The sequence below is a fragment of the Maribacter taeanensis genome (assembly GCF_047345145.1).
Taxonomy (GTDB): domain Bacteria; phylum Bacteroidota; class Bacteroidia; order Flavobacteriales; family Flavobacteriaceae; genus Maribacter_C.
On the sequence record NZ_JBLFER010000002.1, the window covers coordinates 727,483 to 739,660 of the forward strand.

General features: G+C 34.9%; 13 protein-coding genes. 10 read left to right on the plus strand and 3 right to left on the minus strand.

Annotated features, from left to right (window positions below; all coding sequences use genetic code 11):
* Positions 1-89: 89 nt before the first annotated feature.
* Positions 90-518, minus strand: a complete 429-nt coding sequence (locus tag ACKWCD_RS09090; RefSeq protein ID WP_413983627.1) for a hypothetical protein — start codon at positions 516-518, stop codon at positions 90-92.
* A gap of 285 nt (positions 519-803) precedes the next feature.
* Here ACKWCD_RS09090 and ACKWCD_RS09095 point away from each other — a divergent pair, with 285 nt between their 5' ends.
* Positions 804-953 (plus strand): hypothetical protein, encoded by a 150-nt coding sequence (locus tag ACKWCD_RS09095; protein WP_413983628.1) that lies wholly within the window; start codon positions 804-806, stop codon positions 951-953.
* Positions 954-1,168: 215 nt separating this feature from the next.
* On the opposite strand, the gene ACKWCD_RS09100 is transcribed toward ACKWCD_RS09095, so the two are convergent.
* Positions 1,169-1,375: a hypothetical protein gene (locus ACKWCD_RS09100; protein ID WP_413983629.1), complete on the minus strand. Its 207-nt coding sequence runs from the start codon at positions 1,373-1,375 to the stop codon at positions 1,169-1,171.
* Positions 1,376-1,471: 96 nt separating this feature from the next.
* Between ACKWCD_RS09100 and ACKWCD_RS09105 the strand changes: the two genes are divergently transcribed.
* From ACKWCD_RS09105 to ACKWCD_RS09115, 3 genes are all read left to right on the plus strand, one after another.
* Complete coding sequence (locus ACKWCD_RS09105; protein WP_413983630.1) at positions 1,472-2,407, plus strand: IS1595 family transposase; 936 nt, start codon at positions 1,472-1,474, stop codon at positions 2,405-2,407.
* Between the two features lie 313 nt (positions 2,408-2,720).
* Positions 2,721-3,161: a pepsin/retropepsin-like aspartic protease family protein gene (locus ACKWCD_RS09110; protein ID WP_413983631.1), complete on the plus strand. Its 441-nt coding sequence runs from the start codon at positions 2,721-2,723 to the stop codon at positions 3,159-3,161.
* Positions 3,162-3,725: 564 nt separating this feature from the next.
* Positions 3,726-4,058 carry a single-stranded DNA-binding protein gene (locus ACKWCD_RS09115; protein ID WP_138656471.1) on the plus strand — a complete coding sequence of 111 codons (333 nt, stop codon included), beginning with the start codon at positions 3,726-3,728 and terminating at the stop codon, positions 4,056-4,058.
* Between the two features lie 70 nt (positions 4,059-4,128).
* On the opposite strand, the gene ACKWCD_RS09120 is transcribed toward ACKWCD_RS09115, so the two are convergent.
* Positions 4,129-6,333 (minus strand): hypothetical protein, encoded by a 2,205-nt coding sequence (locus ACKWCD_RS09120; RefSeq protein WP_413983632.1) that lies wholly within the window; start codon positions 6,331-6,333, stop codon positions 4,129-4,131.
* Positions 6,334-6,594: 261 nt separating this feature from the next.
* Between ACKWCD_RS09120 and ACKWCD_RS09125 the strand changes: the two genes are divergently transcribed.
* The 6 genes from ACKWCD_RS09125 (at position 6,595) to ACKWCD_RS09150 (ending at position 12,077) form a co-directional block, all read left to right on the plus strand.
* Positions 6,595-7,419, plus strand: a complete 825-nt coding sequence (locus ACKWCD_RS09125) for a hypothetical protein (RefSeq protein WP_413983633.1) — start codon at positions 6,595-6,597, stop codon at positions 7,417-7,419.
* 11 nt (positions 7,420-7,430) lie between these two features.
* Entirely contained in the window at positions 7,431-8,096 is a 666-nt protein-coding gene (locus ACKWCD_RS09130; protein ID WP_413983634.1) for a hypothetical protein, read from the plus strand.
* Positions 8,069-8,818: a sensor histidine kinase gene (locus ACKWCD_RS09135; RefSeq protein WP_413983635.1), complete on the plus strand. Its 750-nt coding sequence runs from the start codon at positions 8,069-8,071 to the stop codon at positions 8,816-8,818. Before ACKWCD_RS09130 ends, ACKWCD_RS09135 begins: the two co-directional genes overlap by 28 nt.
* 11 nt (positions 8,819-8,829) lie before the next feature.
* Positions 8,830-9,465, plus strand: coding sequence for a response regulator (locus ACKWCD_RS09140; RefSeq protein WP_413983636.1), 636 nt, complete (start codon positions 8,830-8,832; stop codon positions 9,463-9,465).
* A gap of 49 nt (positions 9,466-9,514) precedes the next feature.
* On the plus strand, positions 9,515-11,608 hold the full coding sequence (gene recQ, locus ACKWCD_RS09145) for a DNA helicase RecQ (RefSeq protein ID WP_413983637.1): 2,094 nt from the start codon (positions 9,515-9,517) through the stop codon (positions 11,606-11,608).
* Between the two features lie 169 nt (positions 11,609-11,777).
* On the plus strand, positions 11,778-12,077 hold the full coding sequence (locus tag ACKWCD_RS09150; protein WP_413983638.1) for a GIY-YIG nuclease family protein: 300 nt from the start codon (positions 11,778-11,780) through the stop codon (positions 12,075-12,077).
* Positions 12,078-12,178: the final 101 nt, after the last annotated feature.

Here is a 12,178-nt window from a genome sequence, read left to right on the forward strand (position 1 = left end):
CAAAATTTGGGGTAAGAAAGATGAATTTGATAAACGCTACGGGTTCATTTTAAAGCATGGATTAGCTTCAAAGAAGTCGTATCAAGAAGTTAAGAATTGGTATTATCAGAATCTTCAGGATAAAGCATCTTCATAAGAAACTCTTTGCTTTCTGGAAGTTGCTCATCTACAAAACGTTCCCAATCCTCTTCGGCTATTGTTCCTTTTATAAACTTGTAATTCACCACAGCCGATTGGACTAGTCTTTCTCCCATAATTTTTGCATAAAACTTAGACATTTCTTCAAACTTAGAAGAAGTGACTTCATGCATTATATCTCGCATTTTTTCATCATCAGCTACTAGGTTTGCTGCTTTGCCCAATACTGTTTCTTCATTCATCTTTACATATTGCTTGACTTTCTCTATGTCAAAAATCTCAAAGAAGGTTTTCACGCTATTCAGAACTTTGTTCTGCATAAAAAATAAAGCGACCAGTATTGCTAGAACAACAGAATTTACAATTTCAAGATATTCCACGGGAAATAATTTTTGGTTAGCTGATAAATATATAAAAATTCTTACGTAGAAAGTAGCTAAAATATAGAAACCAAAAAGTATGTTTTAAATATACTTTTTGGTATGTTAAAGAATAGTGCATTTCATCGAGAAATATCGTTCATTGCTAACGTCAACGCCTATCAGTTGCGAACCTAGATTTCAACATACAAAGTTGAAAACTTTGTGACGGAATCTTTGAAACACGCCAAAAACACTAACAGGGTTTTACTAAATTTGTAACGCAATGTATTAAAAGGCAATACAATGGAATTAAAGAGTAAATCTAAAACTTTAAGGTTTAAGGAGAGTATCATCGAAAAGGTGGAAGAACTGGCTCAAAAAGAGAATAGGACTTTCGCTAATATGGTGGAAACTATCCTCCTCAAATATTCACCCGAAACAGAAACGAATTAAAATATAAAAGCACCCTTATGAGGTGCTTAAAATACTTTACTTCTTTTACGAGGGGTAAATAGACTGGAAAAGTGCAAACATATACACCGTTAAAGGTGTGTGGCTTCTCATTAGAGTACAGCCTTTGACTTACAGTCCGAAAAGGGGAATCTTAGCGGTGAACCCTTTTTGCATTACAAATGTAAATATTTTTGCAATTCGATTACAATTTATTTTTAATGATGCTTCACTTTATAGACCTGATACTCTGCAAATTCAATAGGGTATTCGGTTTTGCGCACCAGCGTCCAATAGCTGGGGCAATCTTTTCCATCTAAAAATTCAACAACTTTTTTTAGACTTCCGAATGTTCCTAAAGGCACGGATTTTTCAAGCAATACAAAATAGTGCTTGTTTTTCTGTTGCTCTTTGTATGTAACCATATTACAAATATATGCAAAAATATTCGAAAATAATTGTATAAATATTATAATATATCAATATATTCGATTATATTTGTATAACAAAAGAAAACAACCATGCAATTCAGTTCACTTTTACAGCTTTTAGATTACTTCAAAGAAGAATCAACTTGTATTGAGTATTACGAAAACCTAAGATGGGGAGATGAGCCAGCTTGTCCGCATTGTGGTTGTGTAACTGTTGGTAGAACTCAAAGAGGTTGGAGATGTAGCACTAAAGGTTGTGGTAAGAAATTCACGGTACGTACTGGAACTATCTTTGAGCAATCGAACATTAAACTTAAAGTTTGGTTCGCTGCGATTTGGTTGGCAACAGAACACAAGAAAGGTATTAGTTCGGTACAACTTGCAATTGATTTAGGAATTACTCAAAAATCAGCTTGGTTTGTACTTCATAGAATTAGAGAAATGCTAAGAGAAAAAGCACCTCAAATGTTAGGAGAAAAAGATGCAACTGAAATTGATGCTACATACGTGGGTGGAAAAGAGAAGAATAAGCACTTTCCAAAAAGGCGTTCAAGAGACCATAATTTGATTACAAATGAAGGTAAGGTCTACAAGCCTAAGAAAACCATCTTAGGAATCATTGAGCGCAATGGCAAAGTAGCTTTGAAATACGTTGATGGAGAAACTACTCGCAATATGGTAGATTTCGTTAAAACTCACGTTCCTGCTGATAGCACCATCTATTCAGATGAAGCAGCAGCGTACAAGCAGTTGAAGAAAACCTACAAGCATGACAACGTTAAGCACTCATTAAGTATCTATGTTGAAGGTCAGGTTCACACCAACACTATAGAGAACTTTTGGAGCGTCTTAAAGCGTGGTCTGTACGGAGTGTACCATCAAGTATCGGATAAGCATATTAGCCGTTATTTGGATGAGTATGCAGCGAGGTTTAATAATAGAAGTTTAACTTCTAATGAACGATTTAATCAGTTTTTGGAAGGGTCAGAGAGTGTTCTGTCTTATAAGGTCTTGGTTCAAAATTAAAATGTTGGAACATGTTGGAATAAGTTTTTTACGTTCCAACATTTTAAGAAAATATTGTCTGACAACAAAATATTTTATTGTAGTTTTAGAGAAGTTTGGGGAAAACAACTACATTTGCCCGCTCTAAAAGAAACATGGCGACCACTAAAACTAACACTTCCGACCCAACGTTTATAGTTAAAGCTATAGACATAGAAACAAATGAATTAATCTGCAAAGGTTCTCGCGGTGAAGAAGTTATAAAAGAAGCGGACGAATCAGGTAAAAATTATATCTTAGACTTTGAATCAGAGCCTAGATATAATTTCCTATTTTGAACAAACCACAGTACCACAACAAACACACTTATCCCCTTCCAAAAGAGAAGGGAAGGTCAAAACCAAAAATTCCAATAAGACTAATAAATTTTGACACAGGGGCATCAAGGGTAACTAATGCCTTAATTGATACTGGTTCTGACTATTGCGTAATACCTAGTTATATTACTGAATCTATTGGATTTCAATTAACGGAGGATGATAAGATTGAAAAAGGGTTAAAAGGTATATCTGGAAAGAGAATAGATACTTACGTTCATGGCTTCAAAATAGAAATACTAGATTCTGAAAAAAAGAATGTAGTGTGTAGGCTAGACACTCATGCGTATACAGTCACCACAGAAAACTTAACACCTATATTGGGAACTCATGGATTCCTAAAAAACTTCAATGTATCTATAGATTATAAAAAAGACACCATCACTATAATGTGGTAAATTTGCAATATGTCAGAAAAGAAACCTAAAGTAAAAAAGGAACGCTCTAAGAAGGACAAAGAGAAGTTGAAAATAAACACAACTTTAGACGATGTACTTAAAGCTGCGTTACCTAAAAAGAAATAGACTACGGTAATAGTCTTAATTCGTTCTTTACATTCTAATGTTCCGTAAATTCTATATTACCGTATAGAAGACGTTAAAAAGGTTCGTGCTCTACAGAAAGTCGAATTAGTGGCGAGTACACACGATAGCGGAATCAAAAAATCCACTTCTAGGATTCTGTTCTTCACTTTATTTTACTCGCCCACATTGTATATAGATGCCATAACAAAAGTAAATTCCATAATTATTTTCACTGCTAGATAAATATCATAATTTGCTTATTATCAACATTTAATTCATTTATAAACATTTGCATACATATACAAACATATACAAATGTTTAACATACGATTAGAATTTGAAACGCAAGCTAAGTTTGCCCTGTCGAAACATAAGAACTCGTCAAAACAAATTGTAAACCTGTCTGTGCACTATGACAGACACTTAAATTACTTAATTATGAATGCACTTAGAAATTCAGTACAGTTAATCGGAAACTTGGGTCAAGACCCAGAAATTGTAAACCTTGAAAGTGGTAGTAAACTTGCCAAATTTTCGATAGCTACAACTGACAGTTATCGCAATGCAAAAGGTGAAAAAGTAGAAGATACCCAATGGCATAATGTAGTCGCTTGGGGCAAGACCGCGGAGATTGTTGAGAACTATTTAGTCAAAGGAAAACAGGTCGCTGTAGAAGGTAAATTGATTCATCGTTCTTACGAAACGAAGGAAGGTGAAAAGAGATATATTACGGAGATAAAATGTAATGAACTTTTGATGTTGGGGAAGTAGTATGCGGTATTTTATCTTAAAATGAATAAAGGCTGTCATTTGACAGCCTTTATATTTTTCAATTACTTTATTATTCGCATAACAAAGGTCTTTTGTCGACTCGTTCCCCGCAAGGCACATTAATTGTAAATGCCCCTAAAAGTTCACAATTCAAATCTGATTCATGCTCAGCACTCCAATTTTCAACAGAGGTATCAAATTTGGTCATATCATACCCTTTAGGTTGATCAAATTTAGCATCCCATCCAGTTGGGTCAAATAGTCTATTATACAATGTAGCTCGCATATTCTGTATTTGCTGTACATAAGCGAAAATTTGAGGAGCTAATTGTTGACTCCATGGAATTGCATTTATAGAAGCTAACAGCGAGATTGCTTCACTTTCTTTTCCAGCATGAATAGGTAAATAAAAGTGTAAACATTTGGCCGTATATAAATTTACAGGAAATGCTTTTTGGCAACCTTCACCCAATTCATTCCAAGAAGGTAAAAGAGAATATCCCATATTGTCAAAATCAAATAGGTTTCGTAACCTTGCAATTAACCTACAGCAATCTTCTATTGGAGTTACACCGTAGAAATCTTCCATAATACGTCTCTCCATTGAAGCTCTAGCTTGGTCGGTAGCTAAGTATTTATTTAACTTTTCTGTTTCTGTTGCTAAAAATTCTTCTATTTCTTTTTGCGCTTGTTCATTTCTCCATGAGTTTACTTTATTGTGCCAATTTTGAGCATCTAATGATCTTATTTTAAACGAAATTTTTGTGTATATAGGTTTTCTTGTAAAAGAGGTGTCAACTCTGGTTACAAAGGTTACAGTACCTGTAGCTCCATGTGATGGTTGTGACTCTATGCGATCTCCTTCAACTTTTACAGAGGCATCAACATGTGCATCAGCTGTATCCCCAATATAAAACCATCCATCTCGAATTTGATGAGATATTGAAGGTCTGTACCAAACGCCACCTATATTATTGTCTTTTATATGAGTGTAAGTTTCTACATTTTCATCTTTCGGTTCAGATCCGAATTCTGCAGGAACTATTGCATATTTCCACTTATCTCGTATGGCTTGTAAATCTTCTGCATGCCTTACATCTAAATTGTCTGGGGTACATAAATCTCTTGCTGGATTATCAATGCAGCCAGACCAAGCTAGAAGTACATCGTGTCGCTTGTGAATAACACTTGTTTTACAATAACTTGTGCGTTTCACATAGGTTTGTGGAGAATCTGTTTCATTCTTCCAATTGCGTATGTGTGTGTATTTGTCAGTACTCGTAAAACTTTGGCTTGATCTATTTGTAGAAGAAGTATTGATTTTACGAACAACTTCGTTAAATCGAGTTCTAGTATTAGTATGACTTGACTTATTGACTTCATTAATGATTTTATTAAAATTTATAGAACCGTTAGCTTTGCCACTTAAATCAAGAGAGATTTTTTTTATAGGTATTCCTATTTTAAAGCTAGCTTCTCTAGATAATTTTATATCGGTTTCTTTCTTTAAAGATTTTTCATAAGAGTCGGTAAATGTTTCAACATCTGTTTCTTTATCTGTTGTAGTAAACTCTTGTTTTATGGTTTGCTCATCAGAGTTATCTTCTTTCACGATTGTTGTCAAAACATTACTTTCTTTTATTTCCTCTCCTGGCATAATTGTAATTTCCTTTCCACATGGTGAATAAGCAAAACCTTCAGGGCGATAACAGACAGATTCCTTAAAGAACATACCTAGACCTTCTAACTCATACGCTTTATTAGAGGGTATAGGCTTATACTTTATTTCTTTTTCGTCGTAATTCGAGACTAATTCCCGAATTTTTTCTTCTCTAACCGCTATAGCTTTTTCAGGATTTGCACCATCAAGCAAACCTTTAGAAGATTTTATGGCATCTTCTTTAGCCAGTTCAATTGATTTACTCAATTGATTTTGCAACTCGATGTCAATAACTTCAAAAGTTGGCTTTTTTAAGTCTGACGTAGCCACCTTTATTGAAGATTTGATGCTTTCCTCACCTTCTTTATCAAATACTTTGTTCAAAACATTTTTAATGTTTTGTGCTTTTTTGTTATAACTGCTTTTTAGTTCACTGACTATAGAAGTAGTTTTTTCTTCTAATTCAGACGCTATGATCGACTTTAAACCCGGTTTTTGCGGAATATCTTTCCATATTCCGCGATTTACTACCAACGGGGTATAACTGTGTTGTTCATGACACGTTTCGATATGACTGGTTAATGCCGGATTGCATATTTTTTCTTTATGTGACATACTTTTTGAATTTAATTTTGACCTACTCTCTTTAACAAAGGCTTTTCGGTTTTCGCCTTATAATTAATGAATTACACTTCGAAATGTTGGTACAAAGTTGTGGAGAAATTGGTTTTGTTCTTAGAGTTGAATCACTAGAATATCATGATTTATTACCTAAAAAAAAGAGGATAATTGACTTTGCTGAAAAGGGGTATTTACCCCTTAGCACCAATCATATTATAAATTAGATTTGTTGTCATAACCATAAAACTATAAATCATGAAAAATTTAAAAAGAATTAAAAAGTATGTATTATTAATCTTTGTAAGCATTTCGCTTGCCTCATGTGGAACGATAAAACTAGAACCAGGGAATTGTATTGGCACTTGTGCTGACGGTATCGCTAATTATGAAAAGACAGGTAGTCACAAGATAACTTTAGAGCGTTCTCGAAATTTATACAATAATTATAATGAGAAAATAAAGCCAGCAATAAAAACTGTTCAAGAATTTAATATAGAAAGAACCGTCACAATAGGCGAAGAGTATCAACCAACGGATTTCGTAATCATTAAAAAAGAAGTTTTAGAATGTTATCTTAAGTTTTTAAAAGAAGTAGAACAAAAGAACAAGGAAGCAGGTTCTGCGCATAGTGAAATTACCGGTGTAGCAGTTTTTTTAGGTGCTAATGGTCCAAATGAATTGCTGATTAATAAAACTTCTGCTTTTAATGATCAAATGCGCAAAGAAAGACAGGCAATGAGAAATGCTCGTACTAGAGAAAGTGATACATTACCAGTTCCACTAGATGAGGATATAAGAGGACGCTTAACCATGTTCTTAGCTCCAACGTATTATGATAGTATCGCTGAAGAATCATTAAGTGAAGAACAACGCCACGTACCATTTTTTATAAAAGCTGACAATGCTAACGAACCCTATGTGGGCGAGTACAGTAATTTATTGGTAAAATTTCACCAAATGAACATGAATGCCATTAGCCGTAGTAGCAATAGAAGCGCAAGCGGATCAGGTACAGACACCTCGTTGAATTTAGATGAGTTCACCCAAATGCCTCCAAAAAAACCTAAAGGAGTACAATAATCTAGCAGAACATGAAAGAGTTTTTGAACGAATACCTAATTGATAATTATTTGTTTGTACAACTAATACCGGTCTTGGTAGGCCTATTTTATTATAAGAAATTCAAAAACTCTTTTTACAAATATTTTATTTGGCTGTTGGTGTACGTTTTTTTACATGAGATTGTGTCTTTGTTGTATGGAACATATGTTGATGTCGGCAACAATCAGATTATCATGAACATCTTTAATGTTATCAATTTTCTTTTCCTTTTTAGGCTGTTTTATGAGTTTTCAGAGCAATCTTTCTTTAAAAAATCAATCCTATTTTTTATTGTATCCTATATCTTGGCCTTGTTGTATGAATTAATAATCGTAAAAATAGATTACCATACCAATGCTCAAGTCATACCTTTTATGATAGGAGGTTTGGGAATATTAGTCTGTGTATTATTATACTTCTACCAAACACTCAATTCGGAGAAAGTTATTAGAGTGCATCGCGATTTTATGTTCTGGATATGTACTGGCTATTTCATATATTATTTGGCTTATGTACCATTCAAGATCAAACAAAATTATTTTGCGCAATTAGACGAATACCAATACTTGTTTAAAATACTAATCATTGCGACATTAATAAAAGGTGTATTATTGATAATTGGTTTTATATGGAGCAAGCGGAAGCAGGAATCTTAATTGTCGCAGTAGTCATCCTGATTTTATTAGGAAGCTTTCTTGTGTTTTTGTTTTTGATTTTTGTGAAGCGCAAAAACAAATTAATAGAAACACAGCAAAAAGCTGAAGAACATTTCAAGCATGAGATTGTAACTACCCAAATAGAAATTAGGGAAGAGACTTTACGAAATATTAGTTGGGAATTGCATGATAATATAGGTCAGTTAATGACCCTCGCGAAAATACAAGCTCAGAATGCACAGGGAGACCCAAAAAAAATGGAAGCTGTCTCCGAAATTATCGGAAAGGGATTGAACGAATTACGGGCATTGTCTAAATCTATTAATCCAAACACCATTCGTGATTTAGATTTACAAGAAGCAATACATGGTGAAATAGAGCGATTTAATCGTCTCAATTTTATTGATGCAAAACTTACTATTTCTGGTGAAAGGATAGATATTGATTCAAAAACTAGTGTGATATTATTTAGAATTTTACAAGAATTCTTTTCGAATACCATTAAGCATGCCCAAGCAACTGAGTTAGTAGTTGAAATAGTGTACTCAAAACTAGCTATTTCCGTAATTGTTAGAGATAACGGGATAGGAATTCATAAAAATGAAGAACAAGGTCAAGGGCTTAAAAATATGAATAGTAGAGCAAAGCTTATTGGTGCTGATCTCGATATCCAATCGGTGAAGGAAAAAGGCACAACATTAGAAATGAGATATGCCATTTAACAAAATTGATTATGAGCTATAAAGTAGTCATCGTAGATGATCATGTATTACTATCACAGGCAATAACTGAATTGGTAAATGTCTTTAACGATTTCGCAGTATTATATACATGCTCGAATGGAAAGGAATTGTTGACGAAGCTGAAGAATGATGATAATATCCCGGATATTATCTTGATGGATGTCAATATGCCCATTTTAAATGGTATTGAAACTACAAAAATACTGAATGTCGAATATCCTGATTTGCCCGTTATAGCTTTGTCAGTGGAAGAAGATGAAAAAACGATATTAGATATGCTTCGCTCAGGTGCGAAAGGATATTTAATGAAAGACACGAAAAAGGAGATACTTGAAGAAGCTCTTATTGAAGTACTGCAAAATGGGTATTATCATACGAATACGGTTGCCAAACTACTAATAGGAAGCTTAAATAACAGAAATATTAAAATAGAACTTAAAGAAAGAGAAATTGAGTTCATGAAACATGCTTGCAGCGAAAAAAACTACAAAGAGATTGCCGAGAAAATGTTTGTAAGCCCAAAAACGGTAGAAGGTTATAGGGATAAGTTATATGAGAAGTTAAACATTAAAAATAGAATCGGATTAGTATTGTACGCGATAAAGAATGGTTTTTTTCAACCCTAGAAATTAGGCCAAATCCATCTTAAAATAAAAAAGTAAACTAACTTTACCCATGCTCGCGACCGAACATAAAAAAGAACTTTTACCACTTTTAAAAACCCATTTTGGGTATGATGATTTCCGCCCGAATCAACTGGAAGTAATCACAGATGTGTTGGACAAACAAGACGTGTTAGCGATTATGCCAACAGGAGGAGGAAAATCTTTGTGTTTTCAATTAACGGCTTTGGCAATGGAGGGAACAGCAATTGTGATTTCTCCATTAATTGCTTTAATGAAAGACCAAGTGGATGTGCTACAGGCCAACGGAATCGCAGCAGCCTATTACAATAGTTCTCAACCACAAGAGATACAACAAGATATTTTTCAGCAGCTAAAGAATGGTGAGTTGAAATTGTTCTATGTAGCACCGGAAAGTATCGCACACTTCAATACTGTTTTTGATGAGATTAAAATCAGTTTGTTTGCCGTTGATGAAGCCCATTGTATTTCCTCATGGGGACATGATTTTCGTCCCGCCTATACCCAATTGGGGAGTTTGAAAAAGCGATTTTCGAAAATTCCGGTAATGGCTTTGACGGCTACGGCGGATAAGGCTACACAAGACGATATTGTTGAGCAGCTTTCGATTTCGGATGCTTCTCGACATTTGGCATCCTTCAACCGTCCGAATTTATATTTGGATGTCCGACCCGGACAAAACAGAATTAAACAGATTCTCAATTTTTTGGAATCCCGTTCAGATGAAAGTGGCATTATTTATTGTTTGAGTCGAAAGAATACGGAGAAGCTGGCAGAGAAGTTGCAGAACTCAGGATACGATGCCAAAGCCTATCATGCCGGAATGAGCACCGAAGAACGAACCCAAGTGCAAGAGGATTTTATCAATGACCGAACACCCATCATTTGCGCTACCATCGCCTTCGGAATGGGAATCGATAAAAGCAACGTGCGTTGGGTAATCCATTATAATCTACCGAAGAATCTAGAAGGCTATTATCAAGAAATTGGTCGTGGAGGTCGTGATAGTTTAGCTGCTCATACCCTACTTTTTTACAGCTATGCGGATGTTGTACAATTGCGAAAGTTTATTGCAGAAAGTGAGAATGCACAAGTGCAGTATGCCAAGTTAGAACGAATGCAACAATATGCTGAAGCATTAAGTTGTAGACGCATTGCCTTACTCAATTATTTCGGAGAACATGTTACTCAAGGTTGTGGTAATTGTGATATCTGTAAGGCGCCTCCCAAGTATTTTGATGCAACCGTTTTGACACAAAAAATATGTTCTGCTGTAGTGCGAATGAAAGAGAAGGAACCCATGGGAACGGTTATCGATGTTCTAAGAGGCGCACAAAATGCCAATGTATTCGACAAAGGATATCAAGGTATTAAAACCTACGGAGCCGTTAATGATGTTTCTTGGCAAGATTTGCAGCAATACATCATCCAATTACTCAATCAAGGGGTTTTAAAAATTAATTTCAGGGAGAATAGTCGTCTCGCTTTGACTCCATTGGCCAAGGAAATTCTATATGACAAAAAACCTGTAGAGTTGGCGATTCTTAATCAGGTTGAAAAGCAGACTGAAAAGAAAACTCGAGCCAAAGCAGATAAAAAAGGACTTTTTGAAAAGCTACGTGTACTACGATATCAAATTGCGAAAGAGCAAGGCGTACCAGCCTATGTGGTATTCGGTGATGCCAGTTTAAAAGATATGGAGGCCAAGCAACCGCTAACAAGAACAGAATTCGCTGAGGTTTCTGGAGTAGGGGAAGCAAAACTAGAAAAGTACGCAGACATCTTTCTCAAAGAAATTGCAGCACACGTAGAATCAGTAAAACCAAAAGTCCCTACGCATGAGCAAACATGGGTCTTATTTAAAGAGGGACTTTCTCCTGCAGATATTGCTACGAAACGAGAACTGACTGAAAATACGATTTACAGCCACTTGCTAAAAATGCACGCCCAAGGGGAAGAAATAGATTTACATGAGCTGGTTACTACTGAAGAACTTTCACAAATTGAAAAAGCAAAAATAGCTTTACCTGAAGCCGAGGGGTTAAAGGCCTATTTCGAATACTTCGAAGAAAAAGTGCCGTATTGGAAGATTAAAATTGGCTTGTATTTGTTGGATGTCCATTAACGTCTTTACGAGAAGCTAAACGTATTTTTGAAATTTTACTAAGATGTTTACGGCGACGAAGTAATCTGTAGGCTAGGAACACGTTTTCAACAGATTGCCACGTCGCTTTGAATATTGAGAAATGAATGAAACTCGTCCTAGCTCCTCGCAAAGACGTAAAAGAAGTGCCATGAAAAATTCATTTGTATACTTTATGACTAACAAAAATAACACGGTGCTTTATATTGGGGTAACAAGTGATTTGGTCAAACGAGTTTATCAATATAAAACGAAAGCGTTCAAAGGGTTCACTTCAAAATACAACTGTGATAAACTAGTGTATTTTGAAGAATTTAATGATATAAATCAGGCTATTTCAAGGGAGAAACAGATAAAAGCAGGAAATAGAAAACGTAAAGAGAGATTAATCAATTCTGAAAATCCAAATTGGAACGATTTATCAGATGGATGGTTGTTCTGTTTTGACTAGTTGAATTTAGAACGTCTTTACGAGGAACCAAACGGATTTCGAAATTTCGATAGGATGGTTATGGTGACGAAGTAATCTGTCACTTAGGGACTCGATTTCAA

Excerpts from the sequence above, each read along its gene's own strand:
- ACKWCD_RS09135 (WP_413983635.1), top strand. The coding sequence starts at position 8,069 with ATGGAGCAAGCGGAAGCAGGAATCTTAATTGTCGCAGTAGTCATCCTG.
- ACKWCD_RS09100 (WP_413983629.1), bottom strand. The coding sequence starts at position 1,375 with ATGGTTACATACAAAGAGCAACAGAAAAACAAGCACTATTTTGTATTG.
- ACKWCD_RS09125 (WP_413983633.1), top strand. The coding sequence starts at position 6,595 with ATGAAAAATTTAAAAAGAATTAAAAAGTATGTATTATTAATCTTTGTA.
- ACKWCD_RS09140 (WP_413983636.1), top strand. The coding sequence starts at position 8,830 with ATGAGCTATAAAGTAGTCATCGTAGATGATCATGTATTACTATCACAG.
- ACKWCD_RS09115 (WP_138656471.1), top strand. The coding sequence starts at position 3,726 with ATGAATGCACTTAGAAATTCAGTACAGTTAATCGGAAACTTGGGTCAA.
- recQ (WP_413983637.1), top strand. The coding sequence starts at position 9,515 with ATGCTCGCGACCGAACATAAAAAAGAACTTTTACCACTTTTAAAAACC.
- ACKWCD_RS09120 (WP_413983632.1), bottom strand. The coding sequence starts at position 6,333 with ATGTCACATAAAGAAAAAATATGCAATCCGGCATTAACCAGTCATATC.
- ACKWCD_RS09130 (WP_413983634.1), top strand. The coding sequence starts at position 7,431 with ATGAAAGAGTTTTTGAACGAATACCTAATTGATAATTATTTGTTTGTA.
- ACKWCD_RS09095 (WP_413983628.1), top strand. The coding sequence starts at position 804 with ATGGAATTAAAGAGTAAATCTAAAACTTTAAGGTTTAAGGAGAGTATC.
- ACKWCD_RS09105 (WP_413983630.1), top strand. The coding sequence starts at position 1,472 with ATGCAATTCAGTTCACTTTTACAGCTTTTAGATTACTTCAAAGAAGAA.
- ACKWCD_RS09150 (WP_413983638.1), top strand. The coding sequence starts at position 11,778 with ATGAAAAATTCATTTGTATACTTTATGACTAACAAAAATAACACGGTG.